The organism is Frankia sp. EI5c, assembly GCF_001636565.1.
Lineage (GTDB): Bacteria > Actinomycetota > Actinomycetes > Frankiales > Frankiaceae > Parafrankia.
In genome coordinates this window covers 22,999-45,468 of record NZ_LRTK01000039.1, presented here as the reverse complement: position 1 = coordinate 45,468, position 22,470 = coordinate 22,999, and the positions used below count along the sequence as shown (strand labels likewise).

The following is a 22,470-nucleotide window of genomic DNA, read 5'->3' as shown; positions in this document are numbered from 1 at the left end:
TCCCATCGAGCCTGGTCGTCGAGGCGTCGGGACCGTGCTTCGCGTTCCCGGCGCTCAGCCGTTGGTGGGGCGGGGCCGCGGCCCGGTGGCGCGCATGTTCACCAACCGGCCCAGCAGATCGAACCAGAAAGGCGCACCCGCGGTCAGCGCGAAGCAGGCGACCGCGATCCCGGCGATCTTCAGTAGCCAGCCGCTGACCGAGGTGGGCACCTCCCGCGGATCGTCCCGCCGGTCGGTGGCCTGGACCCAGCCGACCGGGATGGACAGCCCGGACGCGTCCCGCACCGCCTCGATCGCGCGTTCCGTCGTGTCGCCGACCGAGCTGTCGCCGCCGACCGAGCTGTTGCCGCCGGGCCGGCCGCCTCCCGGTTCCGGTTCCGGGGCGCTCCCGAGGGTCCCGTCGGCCGCGGTGACCTGGGCCACCGCGGCGGCCACCGCGGCCTGGCGCACGGTCCCGTCCTGCCACAGTGCCCGGGTGATGGCGACGGCGTCCAGATTGAACAACGCCGACAGCCCGACCGCGTAACAGAGCAGGAAGACGGTGATCCGCCGCTTGTACCAGCCGGACAGGCGGTCCATCGCGTCGTCGTACCAGCGGGCCAGCTCGGCGACGAGCCGCTCCCTGTCCCCGCCCGCCTGGACTATGGCGGCGGTCAGTGCCGTCCTGGCCGGCGAGGGTGGCAGGGCGCCGAGGCTCTGTTCCAGCGAGGGGACCGGTCCCGAACTGGTGGCCGTGACGAGGGCCGCGGCGACCACCCGTCCGGTGGGGTGGTCCGTGGGCATCGCCCGGTACAGCGCCTGGGCGCTCTGCTCGTCGAGGGCGCGGCGGGCGGCGTCGTAGGCGTGCCGATACGCCGCGAGGGCGTCCGCCGGGACATGGTCGGGCAGCGCGTCCGGGCGGAGCCGGTGCAGCATGACCCGTGCCGGCGGGTCCACCCGGTCGAGCAGCGCCCGCGCGAAGGCCGTCGACGGCAGGTAGGACGGCAGCCGCAGCCGGCGGGCCCGACGCATCGAGGCGAACCGCCCGCGGACGGGTGGATGGTCGGCGAGCATCGCGGGCAGGGCGTCCCGGCCGGTGGCCCGCATGACCCGGAGCGGGCCGTCCAGTAGTTCGGCGGTGACGTCCGGCCGCCCCGCCGGCGGGTTCCCGGCGGAAGTCGGAGTCCAGCCGAGCAGGCGCCGGAGCTCGGCCTCAAGGCGAAGGCCCCGGTAGTGGAACAGGGCGAGCACCGCCTCGTTGATACGGGAGACGGCGAGACTGAATGCCGCGAAGATCAGCGCGAGCCCGACCAGGACGTCAAGAGCGGACGAGTCCGGCATTCCCCGATTCCAGCTTCTTTTCGTGCCCGGCGGCCGCCGGGCACCCCCGGTGGCCGCGTGACGGGACCATCCCGACCGGACGGCGTATTTCTACACCGATGCCGTGGTTGGCGCTAAAAGCCGACGTCACGGCCTCGCCTGCCACCCTGCGGGCCGCCGGGTGGCGTGGATGCTCCGGGTTGGCTGCGCCTTGCCCGGTATGTCGGAGCTACGATGCCTTTGCGACCTGAAGAAATGTCGAGTCGGAGCTGTCGAGTGCCGACCGCGGAGATTCCAACGAGATATCTCCTGGTCGGACATGAGGAGACGAAGTCGCGATGAAAGTTGTCATTCCGGGTGGCACCGGGCAGCTGTGCGCCATGCTGACCGACGCTCTCGTCCGGGCGGGGCACCAGGTTGTCGTCGTCAGCCGGCGGGCGGCGGTGCCGACACCGGGCGCCCGCACGGTCCGGTGGGACGGGCGCACCGTGGGGGAGTGGGCGCGCGAGGTCGACGCTGCCTGCGCAGCGACACCGAGCTCCTGCTCAAGAGCCGCCGGGTCGTGCCCGGACGGCTGCTCGACGCGGGCTTCACGTTCGATTTCCCCGCGTGGCCGGACGCGGCGGGGGATCTGACAGCCCGTCATCGCGCGGGTCAGGGGCTCGGTGTCGCATAACCGGCCGGGTGCGCGGAGCTCAGGTCACTGAGCCGGCACTCAGAAGGCGAGGAAAAGGATCTGCTCCCGGGAGTACTCGTGCCCCGGGTGCTTCTCGGCCAGGTGGGCCTGGGCCTTCTCCACCAGGTCGTCCTCGTTCTCACCCTCGATGAACTCGCCGCACGGGCAGCTCAGACGCTTCTTCACCGCTCCTCCTCTCCTCGGCGGTCGCCCTAGAACGCCGCCGCCTGGTCCGGACTCATCTTCGTCGCCACGCATCCGCGGCGCACCCGTTGGGTACACCCGGCCCCCGCCCGCGCGGGGCGGGAATTCCCCGGGCCGGTCGGCGGACGACTCAGCCGCTCACGTTCCACTTCAGTTGTTCCCGCTCCACCAGGACACGCAGGCCCCGGCGGTCGGGTTTGCCGCTCGGCAGGGAGGGGACCTCGTCATACCCGGCGACGATCCAGCGGGTCGGGACCTTGTAGGCGGAAAGCTGGGCGCGGGCACGAGAGGTCAGCGCGGCCAGGTCGAGGCCGGAGCCGACGCCGGCCGGGACGATGACGGCGCAGACCTCCTCGCCCCGGTCCGGATGCCCGACGCCGGTGACGACACAGTGCGCCACCTCGGGAAACTCCTCGATGACGGCCTCGACCTCGCGCGGCGAGACGTTCGAGCCGGCAACTTTGATCAGTTCGCTGTCCCGCCCGACGTAGAACAGCCGCNGGTCGCCCGGCCGGCGGTACACCCGGTCGCTGGTGTGATACCAGCCGTCGGCGTCGAAGACCTCCCAGCGCTCACGCTTGTTGTAGCCGGCCATGGAACCGACGCCGCGGATCAGCAGCTCGCCGACCTCCCCGTCCGGGACGGCCTTCCCCTCAGCGTCGACGATCGCGGTGTCGGTGAACGCGAAGCTGCCACCGGACTCGGTGAGACTGCGGTGGATGGGATGGCCGTCGGGCACCCCGGCCATCGCGAGGTCCACCGGCCCGTCGCGCAGTGCCGGCGCGGCGCTCAGATCCCGCTCCGGGAAGGACGGGTGCAGCCGCAGCTGCTGGGTGAACGCGGGCCAGCCGACAACCCCGTTGGCCCGCTCTCGTTCGGCCAGATCCAGGGCCGCGCCGGCCTCCAGCCGCTCCAGGACGAGCACCGCGACCGGGGCGTGCAGCGCGCCGGTCGCGGCGAGGATGCCGCCGATCCAGAAGAACGGCATGGCGCACAGGATGCGTGGGCGGTCGGCGACACCGGTGAGGCCGCGGATCGCGGCCGGCCAGGTGGACGTCTGGCGTACCAGGGTGCCGTGGGTGTGCAGGACGCCCTTCGGATCCGCGGTCGAGCCGGAGGTATGCACCATGATTGCGAGGTCGGCCGGGGTGATCTCGGCCTCCACCGCCGTCAGCAGCTCGGCGCGCACCCTCGGCGCGTGCCGCGGATCCCACCGGGTGGCCCATCCGCGGTCGCTGGGCCCCGTCAGCACGATCCGGCGCAGGTACGGGGCGGCCGCGAGCTCCAGCGGCTCGGGCTGGTCGAGCGGCTCGGGCTGGTCGAGCGGTGCGGGCTGGTCGAGCGGTGCGGGCTGGTCGAGCGGTGCGGGCTGGTCGAGCGGTGCGGGCTGGTCGAGCGGTGCGGCGGCGCGCCCCGTGGCCCGCGCTGGGAACGCGGCCAGCTCGGTGAACGCCGCCTCGAACCGCTCCGCGACGTCGATGTGCAGCACCGTCACCGGGGCCACCAGCACCTGCACGTCAGCCAGCCGGACGACCTTCGCGATCTCGCCGGGGGCGTAGAGGGTGCTCAGCGGCACGGCGACCGCGCCGACCCGGCTCACGGCGAGCCACCAGACGGCCCACTCGACGCCACTGGGCAGGAACAGCCCCACGCGGGTGCCCTTGCCGACGCCCTCGTACAGCAACCAGCGTGCCACCAGCGCCGAGCGAGCCTCGGCCTCGGCGTAGGTCAGCCGCCCGGTCGGCGAGACCAGGTAGTCGGCGGCGCCGAACTCCGCCGCGGCCCGCCGCAGCAGATCGGGAACGGTCGGCCCGACCCCGAGGTCGGTCGGTGCCGTCGCCACTGCCGTCAAAGCCACGCTCCCCGTCATCGCGCCGGTGGGCTTGAGTCTCCTACGGGTCGATCCGGTGCGCAAAGGCACGCAGATGGAGACACGGAGGGAAACACGGAGGGAAACGCGGAGGGAGACGCGGACCGGCCGGAGGACTACTCGAACGCCGCCGCGGCCTCCCGCACGATCCGCTGGTGCGCGCTGGCGAGCCGCCCGGTCCCGGTGCCGTCGACGAGGATTCGCCGCTCCCAGCGCAGGCCCGCGACCGCGGCGGCCGAGACCCGGATGCGGCGTGCGCCCCGGCGGCCGGCCGTCGGCGACCTCTGGGGCAACGCGTACTCGTTGTCGGGGACGAAGTCGCCCGTCTTCGGTCCGCCGACGGCTCAGTGTCCGCGAGCGGCGGTGTAGATGGTTCCGGCGGGAAGAACTCGACCGGTCGGCGTCGAATATGAGCGCCCATTCGGATAGCTTGTCTACTATCTTGGTGAGGAAGATTGCTGTCAAGCGGTCCGGGTGATTGGCGGCGGCCGCCCCTGGCTGCCGCGCGTAGGTCGTAGGTCGTATGTCGTGGGTCGTGGCATAGTTCCGCCGCCCCGCCTCGGAATTATTTTCATCCACTCATAAAATGTTGACCGGCTCCCGGCCGGGCGTGACTCTTGTGTCGCCGGCCGGATCACCCCGCCGATCCCATGGAAAGACGCGCCGTCCGTCTGCCGTGCCGCGAACCGACGAACCGACGAACCGACGTCGAACCCGAGGAGCCGATCGTGACCGTGGTCAGGACGAATCTGAGTGTGCGCAAGGTGGCCGGGCGGATCGGCGCCGTCGTGTCCGGCGTCGACCTGCGGGACGACCTCGACGGCGAGACCGTCGCCGCCGTCAGGCGGGCGCTGCTGGAGCACAAGGCGCTGTTCTTCCGCGACCAGGATCTCGACGACGAGGGGCAGCAGCGGTTCGCCGCCCGTTTCGGTGAGCTGACCACCGCGCATCCCACCGTCCCCTCCCTGGACGGCAGCCCCAACGTGCTGCGGGTCGACTCGACCTACAGCCGGGCCAACAACTGGCACACCGACGTGACCTTCGTGGTGAGCCCGCCGTCGGTGAGCACGCTGCGTGNCATCACCGTGACCCCGTACGGCGGCGACACCCTCATCGCCAACACCGCTACGGCCTACCTGGACCTGCCGGAGCACCTGCGGAAGCTGGCGGACGGGCTCTGGGCGGAGCACACCAACGACTACGACTACGTGGCGCCGGCGGCACTGGCGGACAAAGCGGCACAGTACCGGTCGGTCTTCGTCTCCACGACCTACCGGACGGCCCATCCCGTCGTGCGGGTCCACCCGGAGTCAGGGGAGCGCGCGCTGTTCATCGGCGGCTTCGCGCAGCGCGTCGTCGGCCTGTCGACCGCGGAGTCCCGGGACATCCTGCGGCTGTTGCAGTCCTACGTCACCCGGCCGGAGAACACCGTCCGCTGGACCTGGGCGCCCGGCGACCTGGCCTTCTTCGACAACCGGATCACGCAGCACTACGCCGTGGACGACTACGGGGACCTGCCCCGGCTGCTGCACCGGGTCACCGTCGCGGGCGACGTCCCCACCGGGCCCGACGGCCGGCGCAGCCACTCCATCGCGGGCGGCCTCGCCGAGCACTACACCCCCGTCGCGGGCGCGGCACCGGCACCGGTGCCCGTGTCGGTCCCGGCCTGACCCTCAGAGAGCGCGCCGCCGTCGATCCGCAGCCAGCGGGTCACCCGGATCCCGTCGAGGAACCGTTCGTCGTGGCTGACCACGACGAACGCGCCCTCGTAGGCGTTCAGCGCGGCTTCGAGCTGCCGGACGCTGACCAGGTCGAGGTTGTTCGTCGGCTCGTCCAGCAGCAACAGGTGCGGGGCGGGCTCGGCCTGCAGGACGCAGGCCAGGGTCGCCCGCAGCAGTTCCCCGCCGGAACACGACCCGACCGGGCGGTCGGCGGCGTCACCGCGGAACAGGAACCGGGCCAGCAGGTTGCGCCGCTGGGCCGGTGGCGTCCCCGGCGCGAACACGGCCAGGTTCTCCGCGACGGAGCGCTCCGGGTCGAGGAGGTCAAGCCGTTGGGACAGGTACGCCACCCGGCCGCCGGCCCGCCCGATCCGCCCGGAGGAAGGCTGGACGTCCCCGCTGACCAGGCGCAGCAGCGTCGACTTGCCGACCCCGTTCGGCCCGGTCAGCGCGATGCGCTCCGGGCCCCGGATGGTCAGATCGACGCCGTTCCNGGCGAAGAACGGCCGCTCGCCGTACCGGACCTGCATGCCCTCCCCGGTGAACAGCGTCCGCCCGGCGGGAACGCGGGTGCCGGGCAGTTCCAGCACCAGGGCCTGCTCGTCACGCAGAGCCTCCTCGGCCCGCCCCAGCCGGGCCTTCGCGTCGGCGACCCGGCCGCTGTGGGTCTGCTGCGAGCGACCCGCGGACTCCTGGGCCCGGCGCTGCATGGCCCCCGCGACGATCTTCGGAAGGCCGGCGTCGGCGACGGTGCGCGCGGCGTTGCCCGCGCGGCGCGCCGAGCGCTCCCGGGCCTGCTGCCGCTCCCGCTTCTGCCGCCGCAGCTCCTGCTCGGCGCCGCGGACGTCACGTTCGGCGGCCGCCTGCTGGGCGCGCACCGCCTCCGCGTAGGCGGTGAAGTTCCCGCCGTAGGCCCGGGCTTCGCCGCGATCGAGCTCCAGGATGCGGTCCATCCGGTCGAGCAGGGCCCGATCGTGGCTCACCAGCAGCAGACAGCCGCTCCAGCCGTCGACGACGTTCCGCAGCCGGCGGCGCCCGGCCTGGTCGAGGTTGTTGGTGGGCTCGTCGAGGAGCAGCACGTCGGGGCGCCGCAGTAGCTGCGCAGCGAGGCCCAGGGACACGATCTGGCCACCGCTGAGCGTGTGCAGGGGCCGGTCGAGGGCGACCTCGCCCAGGCCCAGGCGGTCAAGCTCGGCGCGGCCGCGTTCCTCGACGTCCCAGTCGCCGCCGATCACGGTGAAGTTCTCCTCGCTCGCGTCGCCGGCCTCCAGCGCGCGCAGCGCCCGCAGCACCGGGTCGATGCCGAGTACCTCCGCGGCGCGCAGAGTGCCGGCCAGCGGCAGGGTCTGCGGCAGGTAGCCGACGGCACCGCTGACGGTCACGCTGCCGCCGGTGGGCCGCAGCTCCCCGGCGATCAGCCTGAGCAGGGTGCTCTTGCCGGCACCGTTCGGGGCGACGAGACCGGTGCGGCCGGCCCCGGCGGTGAGGGAGAGCCCGTCGAAGAGCGGGGTGTCGTCGGGCCAGGAGAAGGACAGGTTCGAGCAGACGACGGAAACGTCGGACATGCGGGTGGGACCTCGGCTCGTGGGCGCGGGCGCGGGGCCCGCCGAGGGGCGACACTCGGTGGGCCGGCGCCGGACGGGCGGAACGTGGAAGCGGGGACGTCAGCGTCGGCCGCGGCGGCGCTGCCTTCGCGGGCGCGCCGGCGGCCGACCATCTCCGGGATCAGCCGGAGATGTCGTCGTCGCCCTCCACGTCACGGCTCCTCAGGTCTGGTCGGCTCGGGCCGGCTCGGCTCGGGCCGGCCTCAGGTCGGCCTCTGGTCGGCTCGGGTCGGTCGTGCTGGCTCCGCACGGGCCGTCGTCTCACGATAGCCGTCCCGGCCGGGCGCCCAAAACGGTTTTCCGCCCCGCTGCCTGGGACTTTCCTTAGGTTTCCCTTGTGAAACGGACCGCTGGTCCGTACGGTAGCCGTGCGTCTCGGACCGGCGGTCCGGTTCGCGGGGCCGGCGGACGGGCCGGGCCACGCGGGGGATGGGGAGACGGCCGGCGGGCAGACGGACGCAGGGATATCACCGCGAGATGAGGGACATCAGGAATGCGGGAACTGGGGATCTTGTTCGGCAGGTCGACCCGTGGGAGTCGGCCCGGAGCGCCGATCACCGTGCGCTTATCCGCGTTGGGGGCGCTGGGCGCTCTCGCCGCGAGCATCTTCCTCGCCGGCTGTGGCGGGGACGACGACACCGACAGCAAGCCGGCGGGTGACCCCGCGGCCTCGACCGCGGCACTCGGCCCGGTGGCCAAGGCGACGGGTGAGCCGGTGAAGATCGGCGTCATCTCGGACGGGCAGGGCCCGGCCGCGGACCTGTCATACGAGTTCGAGGTCGCCGACGCGACCGTCAAGTTCCTCAACGAGCACCGTTCGGGCATCGCGGGCCGGCCCATCAAGCTGGTGCAGTGCGAGGCGCTCGCCGACCCGGCCAAGGCGACCGACTGCGCCAACCGGATGATCGAGGAGGACGTCGCCGCCGTCGTCGTCGGTTCCTCCGGCGCCGGGGAGCAGATCTGGGAGCCCCTGCACGAGGCGCACGTGCCGGTGATGTTCTACACCGCGAACGGCGCCGGGTCGCTGGGCGACCCCGAGTCGACCTTCATCCTCAGTGACCAGTTCTTCCCCCTGGTGACCCTGCCGATCCAGGTCGCCAAGGAGAACAACGCCAAGAAGGTCACGGTCATCGCGATCGACCTGCCCGTCACCACCGGCCTCTACCAGGTGACCAGGCCAGCCTTCGAGGCGCAGGGCGTCGCCCTCGACGTCGTCCAGATCCCGGCGGGCACCGCCGACATGACCCCGCAGATGCAGCGGATCGCCAGCGGCGACCCGGGGATCGTCCAGGTCGTGGGCAGTGACGCGTTCTGCATCAGTGCGTTCAACGGCCTGCGTGCGGTCGGCTACGACGGGCCGCTCGCCGCCATCGCGCACTGCATCACCGACGCGACCCGCGCGGCCGTCCCCGGTGACTTCCTGGAGGGCATGACGATCACGGCCACCGCGCCGATCGGCTCGGACGACCCGGAGATCGCCGTCTTCAACGCCGTCGTGGAGACCTACGGCAAGGACATCGACGTCACCGAGGCCGGCGCGGCAGCCATGTTCATCACCTTCGCCGCCTTCCAGAACGCGCTGGAGGGACTCACCGGGGACATCACCCCGGCCACCGTCACCGCCGCGATCAAGGGCATGCCGGAGAAGGATCTGCCGGGTGTGACCGGACTGCGGTTCCGGTGCAACGGCAAGGCCTACCCGGAGAGCCCGGCCGAGTGCGCCCGCGGTGGTCTGCTCACGACGCTGGACGCGAAGGGCAAGCCCACCACCTACAAGGCGGTCGGCGTGACCCCGATCGAGGACTGACCCACCCGCGGCGCTCCGGGCTTTGACTTTCCTGGTTGGAAACTCTACCTTGAGTTTCCAACCAGGAAAGGAGTGGGCGATGGGTGAGATCTCGGCGCAGGAGGCCCGCGCCGCCCTGGCGGCCGTCGAGGGTGGCCGCCGCGGTGTGGTGGAGCGGATAGCGGTGCCCGCCTGGTACTGGTGGTTCGTGGCGGCGGGCTGGGTGGTCCTCGGCGTGCTCGCCGACCTGGACCATCCCTGGGTGACGATGGGCGCGACCCTCGGGTTCGGCGCGCTGCACTCCACGGTCGCCCCGCGGGTGGTGCACGGCCGGCGCGGAAGCCGGCAGCTGAGTGTCCGCGCCGAGGTCGCGGGCGCACACGTCACCACGGCGGTGATCGGCGGGCTGGTCCTGCTCGCCGGGGTGACGGTCGCGGTCGCGCTCGCGCTCTCCGCTGACGGGAGCGGGCATCCGGCAACCGGCGCCGGTGTCTTCGTCGGCATGATCGTGCTGCTGGGCGGGCCGATGCTGCTCGCGCGGATCCGCCGCGTCGCCCAGTCGGCGGGCGCCCGGTGACCGAGGCGCGCTTCGACGAGATCATCCACCCGGCCACCCGGCTGTCCATCGTGTCGCTGCTCGCGGCCGCGGACTGGGTCGAGTTCGCCTACATCCGGGACCGGTTCCAGTTGTCGGACTCCGCCCTTTCCAAGCAACTGGCCACCTTGCATGAGGCCGGGTATGTCCATCTCGACCGGGAGAAGAGCGGGCAGCGCCGCCGGGTGCGGGCCCGGCTGACCCCGGCGGGGCGGGTGGCGTTCCGTCAGCACGTGGCCGCCCTTCGGGCGATCGTCGCCGCCGCGGACGCGCTGGACGTCGGCTGAGCGCAGCCGGCCCGTGGGCTGCTCACGGCCGACTCGTGAGCGTCGTGCTCATGACGTCGTGCTCATGACACAGTGGTCCGCCGAATCGCAGTGGGCGCATCGAGAGGTATACGCCATCATCGGTGACGATTCCGCTTACTCCGGTCGCCCCGCTGAGGAGACTGCATGTCGGACTGGTCCTGGCGGGCCCGCGCGGGTGCCGCCGCGCTGGCCGCGCTCCTGATCTACCTGCTTGTTCTCGGGATCGGGGCGTTGGGGTCCTTCGACCGCACGAACGGCGGTCAGGTGGCGGTCGTCCGCAACGGAGGCCCGCTCGACAACCACCGGATCCGCCAGGTCATCCAGCCGGCTTCCGGTCGGGTCTGGGTCGGGCTTTACTCCGATGTGCACAAGTACCCCGCCCAGCAGCGCTTCTACACCATCACCGCGAACGAGGGGCAGGGCGACCGGTCCGACCACGAGGTCGTCCGCGTGCCGTCGAAGGACGGCGTCGAGATGGGCATCGAGGGCACGCTGTATTTCAGCCTCAACGCCGATCCGGAGGTTCTCCGGACCTTCGACGACAAGTTCGGGACCCGAAAGTTCCGCCTGCTTTCCAACGGACAGAACTATCACCCGTACGACGGTGACAACGGCTGGTCCGCGTTCCTCGACACGATCATCCGGCCGGTCATCGACAACGACCTGCGCGAGCAGATCAACACCTTCGACTGCGCGCAGCTGGTCTCCTCCTGCGCGCTGGTGCAGCTCGGGGCGAACCAGACCGTGAGCCCGGCCGCCGTCGAGTCGGTGCCGACCGGCCCGGTGGAATCGTCCAACGGCAACATCGCCGCGGTCCAGAAGGCGATCAACGAGTCGCTTGCCCGGGATCTGGAGGCGACCCTCGGCGCACCGTTCCTGATCGACCTGAAGTTCAACCTCGTCCGGATCACCCTGCCGGCCCAGGTGCAGGAGGCGGTCAACAAGGCGCAGGCCGCGTTCGCCGGGGTGAGCGAGGCCCAGGCCCGGGTCGCGCAGGCACGGGCCGACGCGGAGGCGAACCAGATTCGTCAGACCGGCTACGCCTCCTGCCCGGCCTGCGCGGCGATCGACCAGCTCAAGGCGATCCCACCGAACGTGACGACGTTCGCGCCGGGCGCCGGTTTCGCGGTCACCTCGCCCTGACCGGCCCGGCCCCTCCGGGCCGGGGGGCCTGCTCCATCGCCCCCCTGCCCGGCGCGGGCGCCCGAGCACCCTGGCCGTCTCGACCCCCCGGCTCATTGCGGCGCTCTGCCTCATGCCGGCGCTCCGGCTGCGCCCGCTCGCCGAAGAGCAGGCGCAGGAGCGGCGTGCGCAGGACCAGCAGTGCCAGCACGCTTGCCAGCGTCGAAGCGATCAGGACGGCCGTCGCCGCGCTGGCGGCGTCCTCCTCGGTGGGCAGCGCCAGCCGCGCGATCAGCAGGCTGACGGTGTAGCCGATGCCGGCGAGGAGGGCGATCGGGATCAGCTGCCGGTGGCGCAGGCCGTCCGGCAGGCGGGCGATCCCCAGCCGGACGGCCAGCCAGGAACCCAGGAGCACCCCGATGAACTTGCCCAGCAGGAGGCCGGCGATGATTCCCTGCGCGACCGGCTCCCGCACCACGGCGGCCAGGTCGGAGGGCCGGACCGAGACTCCGGTGGCGGACAGGGCGAAGACCGGGACCACGACGGCGGCGGACCAGGGGACGACCTGGCGTTCGAACCGGGACAGCGGTGTCTCCGCCTCGCCCGGATCCGGCCGGCACCGCACGAGGACGCCGAGCACGACCCCGGCGATGGTCGCGTGGATCCCGGCCGCGTGGGTGCACACCCACACGCCGACGGCCAGCGGCACGTACAGCGGCAGCGGTACCCGACGCAGGCGCCGCTGCAGCAGCGCGATGCAGCCGACGAGGGCAGCCGCCGCGGCCAGCCAGCCGAGCACCAGGCCGGCGGCGAAGACCACGGCGATCAGGATGATCCCGCCGATGTCGTCAGCCACCGCCAGGCCGAGCAGCACGATCCGCAGCGAGCTCGGGATCCGGTCGCCGGCGAGCGAGAGCACACCGAGTGCGAAGGCGATGTCGGTGGCCACCGGAATCGCCCACCCGTCCGCGCTACCCGGCCCGCCCCGCATGACCGCGAGACAGAGCAGCGCCGGCACGACCATCCCACCGAGCGCGGCGGCGACGGGGAGGGTGGCCGCGCGGAGGTCCGCGAGGTGGCCCGTGACCAGCTCCCGCTTGAGCTCCAGTCCCACCACGAAGAAGAAGATCGCGAGCAGTCCGTCCGCCGCCCAGGACGACAGCGTCATGTCGTCCAGATGCAGCCAGTGTGGGCCGAGCCCGGCGCTGTACCGCCAGACGCGGTGGTAGCCGCCGGGAGCGGTGTTCGCCCAGACCAGCGCGAGGCAGGTCGCGCACAGCAGCAGGAGGCCACCGGTGGTCTCCGCGCGCAGGAAGGCCGCGAAGGCCCCGTGACGGGTGCGGGCCTCGGAAACCGCCGGGTCGTTCCGGGAATCGGGGGAAGTGCCCGGCGCCGGGTCCAGGACGGTGCCCGGGGAGTAATCGGGGAGCGAATTGGGTGAATTGCCCGAGGGGCCGGGTGCCAGGCATGGGCCACGGGCCGTGTTCACCCGGCCGAATGCGTGCCGGAAACGGGGAGACGTGGTTCGGGTGCGCGCCGATGACCATGCCATATGCTGGCCGGCTCCTCACCATGGGCGTGAATGGGATCGTCGACCGTGCTTCTGGCGGATAATTTACTGCTGGTAGGCCTGCCGCGGCGGCATTCTCCTGTCGCGGTGCGGCGACCGTGCACGGTGAGTAACGGTACCGGCTTCCGTGCGGAGGAGAACCCGTCTTTCTACGGGTCGAGGCCAACTGGTGGGCACTGTCACCGTGCTGGCTCTCGCCGGGACCGAAGCGTTGTAGTACGAAGTAGCCCTCGGCAGGAAATCTGGCGGCTTGACCCGGACATGCGACGTCGACCTCGTTCCGCTTCGCGGCTAGGATTCGGCAGCGCATTGCCCGGTGGCTCTTCGTCGCGCCGGGTCTGCGTGGGCGACGGGGGAAGCATTGAGGATCTATTTCTTTCTCGGCTCGGCGCGAGGTGAGGACGAGCCCGCGGTCGCGCGTTTCCACAGCGATCTGGAGGTGGAGCTGCGGGAGCTGGCGGGCAGCGGGGTCGGTGGCCAGCGCAACCATCCGGCCGGTGCCACCGGCCCGCTCGGGGCGGTCGCGGATGCGGCCGGCCTCGCGCCCGTGACGGTGGCGCTGTGCTCCGATCGCTATTTCGCCGACGAGCAGTGCTCCCGGGACTGGTCACGGTTCACCGGGCGGGCCCGCGCCGACGACGGGGAGACCTTCGTCCCGCTGCTCTGGCGCCCGGCGGAGAGCTGTTTCTCCGACGACGTCACCGCCCACCTGGAGCGCGCCGGTCGGGGGCTCGGTCCGGCGTACAACAGCTCCGGGCTCTACCACCTGCTGCGTGAACGGGCGCGCGACGACTACTACGAGGTCGTGCGGCAGGTCGCCGCCCGGGTGTACGAGGCTGCCCGCAGGCAGGGCGGTACCCGCACGGTGCCCGCCCCCACCCCTGACCGGCTCGCGCACCGGCCGCCCGCCCGCCGGGCCGCCGGCCGGCGGCTTGTCGTCAGCTACGTGGGCTCCGACCAGGAATGGGCCGACTGGATCATGTTCGCGGCGCTTGCTGCCGGTCAGGTCGTCGAGCAGGTGCCGTGGAACCCCACCCGGGAGGCGCTGGCGGACTCGGCCGCCCGGATCCGCGCCAACAACCCGGACGTCGTCGTGGTTCTGCTCTCCCGCCGGTTCCGCCCGGTGGACCTGATCGGACCGGTCGACCTGGTCGGCCCGCCGGCGTTACAGGCTGTCGACTGGGAGATGTTCGGCGACGGTTCCGTGCTCGGCGCGCACACGGTGCGCGTCGTCATCGACAATGAGCCCCTCCCCGAGCCGCTGCGGGCCGGTGCGTCGTTCGACGTCAGTGAACTCGACGATCAGGCGGTGGGGGAGCTGTTCGCCGAGCTGGGTATCGACGGCACCGACGACGGGCCCGCGGCGCCACCTGCACCCCGGCGGCCGGGTACGCCGCCGCCCACCTGGAACACCCCGGCCGAGAACGAGTTCTTCGCGGGGCGGGACGACGAGCTTCAGCGTCTGCACACCCTGCTGTCGACCGAGGGAAGAGCGGTCGTCGCCGGGAACGGGCTTTCGTATCTCGGCGTGACCGAGGTGGCCATCGAGTATTCCCATCGCAACAAGCTTCGCTATGGCGCGGTCTGGTGGATCTCCCCGGGTGACGACGAGCCCGCGCGGACGGCCGAACTCCGGCGCCGGCTGCAGGTCGCAGCGGCGNGCGGGGCGGGCGGGGCGGCCGGGGCGGGCGCGGGCGCCGCGGATCCGCTCCCGAGCCTGATCGTGTTCGCCGATGCCGACAAACCGTCCGAATACGCCTCCTACCTGGCTGAGCCGGCAAGCCTCGGAATCCCCGCGGCGAAGGTGCTCGTCGTGGCCCGGCAGGCGGAGAGTGCCTGGTCCGGCAGCACCGTGGAGATCGGTCCGCTGCGCAGGGAGGAGTCGGTGCTGTTCCTGCGCGAGGCCGCGCCGATGGTCGCGCCTGATCTCGCCGACCGCATCGCGGCCGGCCTGGACGACCGCCCGGGTCTGCTCGCCGGCGCTGGCCGCCTCCTGCTGCGCGGCGAGGTGAGCCCGCAGGCCTGCGCTGACCTGGTCGCCGCCGCCCGGGCCGCCGTGCCGCGGCCCGGGCAGGCGGCGGCCGGTGACGCCAGCCGCCCGCTGCTGCCCGAGCCGGCCGCGGACGAGCCCGCCGCCGGTGCCGGCATCGCCGCCGGCCTCGGCGGGCACCCCCGCCGCACCCGTGCGCGCGGCGCCGGGGGGCGGCCGGTCGGCGGCGGGTCGTCCGCCGTCACTGACCGGGACGTCACCAGCCTGGTCGGGGAACTGCGCCAAGTCGACTGCGTCAACGATCCGGAGCGGTTCGCCACCTGGCACGCGACGCTGGAGACCCTGCTGGGACGTCCGGTGCGGCTGCTGCCCGCCGCACCGCTCGTGGCGAAGCTGGCAGCCGTGGTCGAGGACGCGGTCGACCAGCCCGGACCCGCGATGCTCGACGCGGTGGCCCGGGCACTGGAACTGACCGACCCGGCGGATCGGCAGGTGCTGATGTTCCGCCGGCTGGTGGACCACATCGCCCGGCGTTGGGACACCCCGTCCGCGGGTCCGAGCGCCGGGGCCTGGGCGGACTCAGACGTGACCCACACCGCGCGCGGGGCCGTGGCGAACCAGGTGCCGGGTGCGCTGGCGCAGTGCCGCTACCTGTTCTTCACCAGCTACGCGCGCCAACGGGACAACGCTCTGGTCCGAAGGTTCCATCAGGCGCTGCAGGAGGAGCTCAACGTCCGGGTTCCCCGGGACGAGACCGCCGAGGGCTTTCTCGACCTGCTGAGCCTTCAGGGCGGGGTGCACTGGCGGTTCGAGCTGCGGGGCGCGCTGATCGGCGCGCCGGTGCTGCTCGGGCTGTGGTCCGACGACTACTTCGGCAGTGACTGGTGCGGCCGGGAGTTCGCGGTCTTCGCGGAGCGGGTCCGGCGGGCGGCGGTTGCCCAGGGCAGCCCGCCGCCCGCGATCATCCCGCTGCAGTGGCTGCGGCTCACCCGCCCCATCCCGGAGGCCGCCACCCACCTGCAGTTCCCGGCGATCCACCTCGGTGGAGACCGGCCGCTGGTCGACCTGATGCGGCACAGCCCGAGAGCCTTCCGGAAGCATCTGAGCGCCCTGGCGGAGCGGATCCAGGAGGTCTCCCGGGAGACCCTCCCACCGCTGGACTCCGAGACCGCGGACGAGCTGCGGCCCGCGTTCGGAGCCTCCTCATGACCGCCGCCCTGCCTGCCTGTCACGTGATGTCATTGCTACCGTGCGTCATGTCATTCTGTCTGGGTAGCCGGTCGGCCGGGAAGACGGCGCGATGAACGCGGCGGCGATCACGGTTTCCGCGGGTGCGGGCGAGCCGGCGCGGCTGAGCCCGCCGCCCCTGTTCGTGCTCCACCTGGCACCGGAGGACGACACCCTCTACGCGCGTTCCCTCTTCGACGAGATCCAACGGGAGATCTTCGACCGGCGTGGCCGCGAGCAGGCGAACATCGGTTCCCTGGCGCCGGTCGGCGACCGGGGGGAAACGCCTGGCCCCGTCGGGTTCGTCGCGGCTTCGGCGCAGGTGCAGACCTGCCACGCGCTGGTCGTCCTCTATTCGCAGGGCTATCTGCAGGACCAGGCCTGCCTGCTCGAATGGACGCTGTTCCGGGAGCGGGTGCGCTGGCACAACCGGCTGACGGGACGAGCGACCCCGGCGCTCATCGGGGTCCGCTGGGCGTTGCGCAAAGGGGTGGAGGATGCGTCGATCGTCGGCCGGGACGTGCTGTGGGGGGATTTCGGCCCTGGCTACGAGGATGGCGGCGGCCTGCGGCTCGCGCGGCGCGACCCGGGTTCCTCGGGCTGGCGCAGGCTGGTGAGCGCCATCGCCGGCCGTGTCACCAGGGCCGCGGACGACCCGCCGCCGCGGATTCCCGAGCGGACGCTGCCCAGGCTGAGCCTGCCCCACGGCGCCCCGCGCGTCGAGCGGACCGCCGTGCCTGCCCAGGTCGCGCCAGCGGGTACTGGCGCGGATCTTCCCCGTGGTCCCGTGTTGCCCGGTCAGCTGTGGCGGCCCGGTCCGCGACAGCCCGGACAGCGACAGCCCGGTCCGCGACAGCCCGAACAGCGGCAGCCCGGTCCGCGGCAGCCCGGCCAGCCGCCGGCCGGTCCGCCGCAGCCCGCTGATCAGTCGTCCGCGCCCGCGGCAACCGAGTTCGTCGGGGCCGAGGTGTGTCTCATCGTGGCCGTGTCACCCCCCGGCGAGCTGCCCGCCCGACGTACGGACCGCCAGTGTTACGGCGCGTTCCCCGGGGAGTGGAGGCCGTTCCGGACCGAGGACCCCCGGTCCGCCGTCGAGATCATCCGGCAGGCGGTCGCCGGCATCACCCTGCCCGGCAGCGAGCGCACGGGTGTCGACGTCCACCTGTTGAGCGCCGAGACCATGAACCGGCTCGACGGGGGGTCGGCTGATGCGCAGATCCTGATTCTGCTGGCCGACCCGTGGTCGGTGCTCGCCGAACCGGCCCTGAGCCTGCTGCGCCGGTTCGGCGAGTGGCAGCGGCGGCGGGTCGGTGCCGGCGGGGTGCTGTTCGTGTTCGCGGCCACCGACCGGGAGACGCTGCAGCACGCCGAGCGGCTGCGCGGCGAGGTGAGCCCGGCGATCACACTGCGGCCGCACCGGCCGCGCGGGGAGCGACTGCCCGAGGAGGTGCGGACGGCCGACCAGCTCGCGCACGCCACCACACGGCTGGTCACCCGGACACGAAACGGCCTGCTGGCCCAGAGCGGCGGCGGCCTGCCGCCGGGCCGGCCCGGGCGCGCCGAGGAGGGTAAATGACGCGGACGAAGAGCACGCGGGTCGAGAGCGGGAAGATCCAGAACGCGGAGGAGGGGCGTCCGGCTCCGGCCCGGATCGTGACCTTCTACTCGTTCAAGGGCGGGGTCGGGCGCACGATGGCACTGGCCAATGTGGCCTGGATCCTGGCCAGCGCGGGCAAGCGGGTCCTCGCGATCGACTGGGATCTCGACTCGCCGGGACTGCACCGCTACTTCCGGCCGTTCCTGCGCGACCGGGACCTCACCGGCACGACCGGTGTCATCGACATGCTGCTGGCCCACTCGCAGGCCGCCTCGAAGGAGCGCGGTCGGTCGGCGGCCGAGCTGGACACCCTGCGCCAGGAACACGCGATGGTCGCCGACCACGTCCAGCGGCTCGACTGGGACGGGTTCCCCGACGGCGGTCTGATCGACTTCCTCGGCTCCGGGCGCCAGAACACGACCTACGACTTCAACGTCGCCACCTTCCCCTGGGGGTGGCTGCTCGACCGCCCGGACGGTGTCGCCTTCATCGAGGCGCTGCGCGACGGAATGCGCAACGGCGCGTACGACTACGTCCTGGTGGACAGCCGGACGGGTACCCAGGACATCGTCGGCATCTGCACCGAGCTGTTGCCCGACGTGGTCATGCTCTGCCTGTCGATGCACAACCAGGCGATCGAGGGCGGTGCGCGGGCCGCGGGCCGCATCCGTGAGCGGGCCAGGCGGGACGTGCGGGTGGTACCCGTCCTCACCCGCGCCGACCAGGACGACTGGGAGCGCAAGCTACGCCGGCTGAAGCATGTGCGCCGGCTCTTCGAGGGGCCGCTGGCCGCGCTCGTCGGCGACGACCAGGAGGCGCAGCTGCGGCATCTGTCCCGCCTCCAGGTGCCCTACCGGGCGTTCTACAGCTACACGGAGCTGCTGGCGGTCTTCGGTGACCAGCTCGACGGGGCACGCATGATGCTCGGGGCCTACGAGAACCTGGCGTCGATCGTCAGCGACGGGCAGATCACCCGGATGCCGTCGATCCCGATCACCCGGGCCAACCAGATCGTCCGCGCGTTCGAGCAGCTCTCGTCGACCGCTCCGCGCCGGGTCGCGGTCTGGGCCGCGCCGCAGGACCGGGCCTGGCGGGACTGGGTCGGCGGCGTCCTGCGGGAGGTCGGCGTCGAGGTGGTGGCACCGGACGCGGTGCTCGGGGACCCGCCCGCCGATGCCCGCGTGATCATCGTCTCGCCGCAGGTGGCCGCCCCCACCACGGACGACTCCATCGCCCAGAGCTGGGTGGAGCTGGCCGGGCCGGTGACCGACGCCGACGACCTGGCCCTCGTCGTCATCCGGGTGGCCGAGGGCCCGGTCCCCGAGGCGTACGAAGGGCTGGCGGGGCTGAGTCTGGCCTCCCGGAAACCCGAATCGGCGCGCGGCGCACTGCTCGAACGTCTCGGCCTGCCGGTCAGCGAGCGGGCGACGACCCCGACCCCCGGCCGGTATCCGGGAGAGGCGCCCACGCTGTGGAACGTGCAGATCCGCGACCGCCTCTTCGTCGGCCGGGACACCGAGCTCGCCACGCTGCGGGAGATGCTCGACGGCGGGCTGCGGGTACCCGGCCGGTGTGTGCTGACCGGCCCGCGCGGCTTCGGCAAGAGCTCGTTGGCCCGCGAGTTCGCGCACCGCTACGGCACCGACTACGACCTGGTCTGGTGGACGGACGCCGCCGACCCGGGGACCGTCCGGGACGGGCTCGCCGCGCTTGCCTCGCGCCTGGGCCCGCAGGGCGCCCGCGCGCACACGGGACCGACCGAACGCGCCGAGCACGACGCGCGGGACGCTCTGGACGCGCTGCGCCGGGGTGATCCGCACAGCCGGTGGCTGCTGGTGTACGACGGTGCCGTCGACCCGGCCGCGCTGGACCGGGAGCGGCTGATTCCGGACACGGGCCCCGGCCGGCACGTGATCATCACCTCCCGGGCGGAGGACTGGGACGCCCTCGCGGCGACTCTGGCGGTGCCCGGCCTTCCTCGCGACGACAGCATGGTGTACCTCGGGCTGCGGCTGCCCGGTGCCGCCCGCGACGACCTCAACGCGATCGCGGAGGACATGGGCGACGTGCCGCTGGAACTCGCGAACGCGGCGGGCTCGATCTCGGCGGCGCGCCGGACGAGCAGGGTGGGTATCGCCGCGGCGATCGAGCAGTTCCGCAGCGAGGTCGCGCGGACCGCCGGCGGCGTGTCCGCCTGGAGCGTGGGCTACACGCAGCTGCGGGACGCCGACCCGCGCGCCCAGGCCTCGGCCCGCCTGCTGGAGATCCTCGCCTATCTCTCGCCCCTGGGCGCGTCCATGCGGCTGGTGATGTCGCCGGCGATGCTCGAGCGGGTCGGGTACGAGCCGGAGGAGGCCGAGCCGCTGAGCGAAGGGCTGCCGCAGCTGCTGCAGGCACTCCACGAGCGCTCCCTGGCGCTGCTCGACCCCCAGGGCAGCACTGTCCGGGTGCATCAGGCCGTCCAGGAGCAGATGCGGGTCCATCTCGCCGCCGAGGGCCGGGAGGGGGAGGTCCGCGCGGCGGCCCTGTCGGTGCTCGCCGCCTACGCCCCGCCGTCCTCCCAGCCGTTCGACACCGCCCACTTCCCCGTCTACGAGGAGCTGCAGAAGCACCTGGCGTCGTCGTCCGCGGCGGTCAGCACCGCGCCCGACGTCCGGATGTGGCTGCTGTACCAGCTCTTCTACCTCAACCGGTCAGGTCAGTGGACCAGGGCGCGGGTGCTGGGGGAGGAGTGCCTGCGGCGGTGGCGGGCCAGCGCGGGGGAGAACGACATGCTGACGCTGCGGTTGGCGACCAACCTCGCCAACACCTACCGTTCGCTGGCCCGCTTCTCCGACGCCTTCGATCTTGACAGCAGCACCCTCGCGCGGCAGCGTCGCGAGTTCGGCTTCGACAACCCGGCCACCCTGCGCACCGCGCNGAACCTCGGCTCGGACAAGCGCTCCCTCGGCTGGTACCGCGACGCGTGGGCGGAGGACCAGGCCACCTGGGACGGCTACCAGCGCGTCCGCGGCCCGGAGCATTCCACGACCATCGTCGCGGCGCAGAACCTCGCGATGTCGTTGCTGCTGTCGGGGGAGACGCACCAGGCCCTGATCCTGAGCCGGGAGGTGCTGGAGACGCGCCAGCGTCTTCTCGGACCGGACGCCTCGCTGACCGCGTGGGCGAAGTGCCAGACCGCGATCTGCCTGCGCGAGCTCGGCCAGGGCGACGAGTCGCTCGCCCTGCTGCAGAGCGCGGCGGCCACCCTGGAGAGCAACGAGGGACCGCTCAGCCACTTCGCGCTGCGGGTGCGCAAGCAGCAGGCGGTGACGTTGCGGGCGCTGGGCGACCTGGCGGTGGCGGCGGACCTGACCGAGTCGACGTTGGCGCGGTTCCGTGAGCAGTACGGCGACGAGGACCTGGGGACGATCGGGTGCGCGCTCAGTTTCGCCGCCGACCTGAACGCCCGCGCGGAGACGGGGCAGGCGGTGGCGACCGCCACCGAATGCCTGGACGCCTACACCGGAAAATACGGTGCCGACCATCCCTTCACCCATTCCTGCCGAACCAACCTCGCCCTGTATCTGCTGGCCGACGGTGACACCAGCGGGGCGGTCACCAGCGCCGAGAAGGCATTCACCTGGCTTTCCCAGCGGCTTTTCCCGCACCACCCCTTCGCCGTGGCGGCGGCAGTCAACTACGGCAACGCACTCGTCAGCGTCGGGGAGGTCGCCGCGGCAGCGGATCTCGACACCGCCACGGCGGCGACGGCGAGCCGGAACCTGGGCGCGGACCATCCGTCCACCCGCGCGGCGACCGCCAACCGCGCGGACTGCGTGACCCGGCTCGGCGGCGGCCTGGGCGCGCGGCGCGCCCAGGTCGAAATCGACATCCACACCATCTGACAGCGGCAGGGGTGACCATCGTCGTGACCACAACTGGGGTCCTGTTCCGGGAACGCGGCGCGCACGTGGACGCCGACTTCGACGCCCGGAGCGCGATCTGCGACCGCGCGGTGAGCCCGACCTCCGTGCACCACCTGGCGCAGTACCGCCTCGGCACCTTCGACTTCAGCGCGGACGTGCTGGACCGGGTCGGCGAGGGCGGGCTGTCCGGGTCGGTCGCGGACCGGCGCCGTGAGGTCGGCTTCCTGGGCCGGCAGCTTCGTTTCATGATGCGCACGATCGGCGCGTCACTGGAGAACTGCGACAGCGGACAGGTCATCCGGGCGGTGTTCGACGTGGGCTCCGGCGCCCTGCTCTACTACCTGATCCGGCCGGGCGAGTACCTGATCGGGCTGACGGTGGACGCCGCCAGCACGCAGGCCGCGGACCGGGCGATGGCAGAGGCCACCACCGGGATTCGCGCCCTGCTCGGGCTGCCCGGCCAGAGCCCCGGCGGGTTCGAGCGGGCGCCGGGCTCCGGGGAGGTCCTGGAACCGGCCGACCGGGACCGCCTGCACGTGTCGGTCGGCGGCGTGCAGACCCCGGCCGACACCGTCTTCGTCCCGCTCGCGACCGAAGCCGTCCGCGGGCGGGAACTGGACTATGCCGCCCGGTTCGAGAACTCGGTCTGCACGGGCGCGGTGGACTCGTTCGACGTCCCCGATCTGGCACCGCACTTCACCAGCATCTCGCGCCGCCGCCGCCGGGCCGTCCACCAGGAGATCGGCGCCCAGTTCCTGGCTCTGTCCGGCAGCGTGGACCGGGCCCTGCACGGAGTCCTCGGGCAGCGGGTGCAGCGCACGGTGCTGGACGTGGAACAGGGGACGTTGTACTTCCACCGCCTGGGCGACAGCGAGCTGCTGTTCGGGGCGACCCTGGCGCAGGCCAGAGTCCGGGTCGCCGGTGAACGGTTCGACGACCTCGTGCGCCGGCACGCCGCGGCCACCGGCCGGACCTGAGCGGTACCGGGCCCGT

Annotated in this window: 13 protein-coding genes and 6 pseudogenes; 11 read left to right on the top strand and 8 right to left on the bottom strand. The window is 72.5% G+C overall.

Annotation, left to right across the window (positions count from 1 at the left end):
• Window positions 1-54 precede the first annotated feature (54 nt).
• Window positions 55-1,320, bottom strand: coding sequence for a hypothetical protein (locus UG55_RS18370; protein WP_066070627.1), 1,266 nt, complete (start codon window positions 1,318-1,320; stop codon window positions 55-57).
• A 493-nt stretch (window positions 1,321-1,813) separates the two neighbouring features.
• Between UG55_RS18370 and UG55_RS18365 the strand changes: the two are divergent.
• Window positions 1,814-1,975, top strand: a pseudogene (locus tag UG55_RS18365) (DUF1731 domain-containing protein); the annotation flags it as partial.
• Window positions 1,976-2,014: 39 nt separating this feature from the next.
• Here the strand turns inward: UG55_RS18365 and UG55_RS27550 are convergent.
• The 4 genes and pseudogenes from UG55_RS27550 to UG55_RS29185 all read right to left on the bottom strand — a co-directional run bounded on the left by UG55_RS27550 (window position 2,015) and on the right by UG55_RS29185 (window position 4,342).
• Window positions 2,015-2,161, bottom strand: a complete 147-nt coding sequence (locus UG55_RS27550) for a DUF1059 domain-containing protein (RefSeq protein WP_083986959.1) — start codon at window positions 2,159-2,161, stop codon at window positions 2,015-2,017.
• A gap of 148 nt (window positions 2,162-2,309) precedes the next feature.
• Window positions 2,310-2,679 (bottom strand): annotated as a pseudogene (locus UG55_RS38615) (long-chain fatty acid--CoA ligase); the annotation flags it as partial.
• A 1-nt stretch (window position 2,680) separates the two neighbouring features.
• Window positions 2,681-4,049 (bottom strand): AMP-binding protein (locus UG55_RS18360; RefSeq protein WP_206779392.1); only part of this gene is annotated, 1,369 nt, incomplete at its 3' end.
• 116 nt (window positions 4,050-4,165) lie between these two features.
• The gene (locus tag UG55_RS29185) at window positions 4,166-4,342 is read right to left on the bottom strand and encodes a hypothetical protein (protein WP_157901532.1); all 177 of its coding nucleotides are present in this window, start codon (window positions 4,340-4,342) and stop codon (window positions 4,166-4,168) included.
• Window positions 4,343-4,777: 435 nt separating this feature from the next.
• On the opposite strand from UG55_RS29185, the pseudogene UG55_RS38610 reads away from it, so the two are divergent.
• Window positions 4,778-5,126 (top strand): annotated as a pseudogene (locus UG55_RS38610) (TauD/TfdA dioxygenase family protein); the annotation flags it as partial.
• A 1-nt stretch (window position 5,127) separates the two neighbouring features.
• On the top strand, window positions 5,128-5,719 hold a 592-nt coding region (locus tag UG55_RS38605), incomplete at its 5' end, for a TauD/TfdA family dioxygenase (RefSeq protein ID WP_242424716.1).
• On the opposite strand, the pseudogene UG55_RS38600 reads toward UG55_RS38605, so the two are convergent.
• Together UG55_RS38600 and UG55_RS38595 are read right to left on the bottom strand one after the other, a co-directional pair.
• Window positions 5,662-6,263: pseudogene (locus tag UG55_RS38600) on the bottom strand (ATP-binding cassette domain-containing protein); the annotation flags it as partial. The gene UG55_RS38605 and the pseudogene UG55_RS38600 sit on opposite strands and share 58 nt — an antisense overlap.
• Window position 6,264: 1 nt before the next feature.
• Window positions 6,265-7,335 (bottom strand): ATP-binding cassette domain-containing protein (locus UG55_RS38595; RefSeq protein WP_242424715.1); only part of this gene is annotated, 1,071 nt, incomplete at its 3' end.
• 598 nt (window positions 7,336-7,933) lie between these two features.
• Here UG55_RS38595 and UG55_RS18345 point away from each other — a divergent pair.
• The 4 genes from UG55_RS18345 (at window position 7,934) to UG55_RS18330 (ending at window position 11,206) form a co-directional block, all read left to right on the top strand.
• A complete protein-coding gene (locus UG55_RS18345) occupies window positions 7,934-9,181 on the top strand; it encodes an ABC transporter substrate-binding protein (protein ID WP_242424714.1) in 1,248 nt (415 codons plus the stop codon).
• A 79-nt stretch (window positions 9,182-9,260) separates the two neighbouring features.
• The gene (locus UG55_RS18340) at window positions 9,261-9,737 is read left to right on the top strand and encodes a hypothetical protein (protein WP_066070618.1); all 477 of its coding nucleotides are present in this window, start codon (window positions 9,261-9,263) and stop codon (window positions 9,735-9,737) included.
• The gene (locus UG55_RS18335) at window positions 9,734-10,042 is read left to right on the top strand and encodes a transcriptional regulator (RefSeq protein ID WP_066070615.1); all 309 of its coding nucleotides are present in this window, start codon (window positions 9,734-9,736) and stop codon (window positions 10,040-10,042) included. Before UG55_RS18340 ends, UG55_RS18335 begins: the two co-directional genes overlap by 4 nt.
• 165 nt (window positions 10,043-10,207) lie before the next feature.
• Window positions 10,208-11,206 (top strand): SPFH domain-containing protein, encoded by a 999-nt coding sequence (locus UG55_RS18330; protein WP_066070612.1) that lies wholly within the window; start codon window positions 10,208-10,210, stop codon window positions 11,204-11,206.
• Between the two features lie 169 nt (window positions 11,207-11,375).
• Here the strand turns inward: UG55_RS18330 and nhaA are convergent.
• Window positions 11,376-12,737 (bottom strand): annotated as a pseudogene (gene nhaA, locus UG55_RS18325) (Na+/H+ antiporter NhaA); the annotation flags it as partial.
• A gap of 3,308 nt (window positions 12,738-16,045) precedes the next feature.
• On the opposite strand from nhaA, the gene fsxC reads away from it, so the two are divergent.
• The 4 genes and pseudogenes from fsxC to UG55_RS18305 all read left to right on the top strand — a co-directional run bounded on the left by fsxC (window position 16,046) and on the right by UG55_RS18305 (window position 22,454).
• The gene (gene fsxC, locus UG55_RS18315; RefSeq protein ID WP_066070604.1) at window positions 16,046-17,548 is read left to right on the top strand and encodes an FxsC protein; all 1,503 of its coding nucleotides are present in this window, start codon (window positions 16,046-16,048) and stop codon (window positions 17,546-17,548) included.
• A pseudogene (gene fxsT / locus UG55_RS47610) lies at window positions 17,545-20,488 on the top strand (FxSxx-COOH system tetratricopeptide repeat protein); the annotation flags it as partial. The gene fsxC and the pseudogene fxsT, both read left to right, overlap by 4 nt.
• A 1-nt stretch (window position 20,489) precedes the next feature.
• A partial coding sequence (locus UG55_RS47605) for a tetratricopeptide repeat protein (RefSeq protein WP_206779391.1) occupies window positions 20,490-21,456 on the top strand: 967 nt, incomplete at its 5' end.
• 11 nt (window positions 21,457-21,467) lie between these two features.
• The gene (locus UG55_RS18305) at window positions 21,468-22,454 is read left to right on the top strand and encodes a hypothetical protein (protein WP_066070600.1); all 987 of its coding nucleotides are present in this window, start codon (window positions 21,468-21,470) and stop codon (window positions 22,452-22,454) included.
• Window positions 22,455-22,470: the final 16 nt, after the last annotated feature.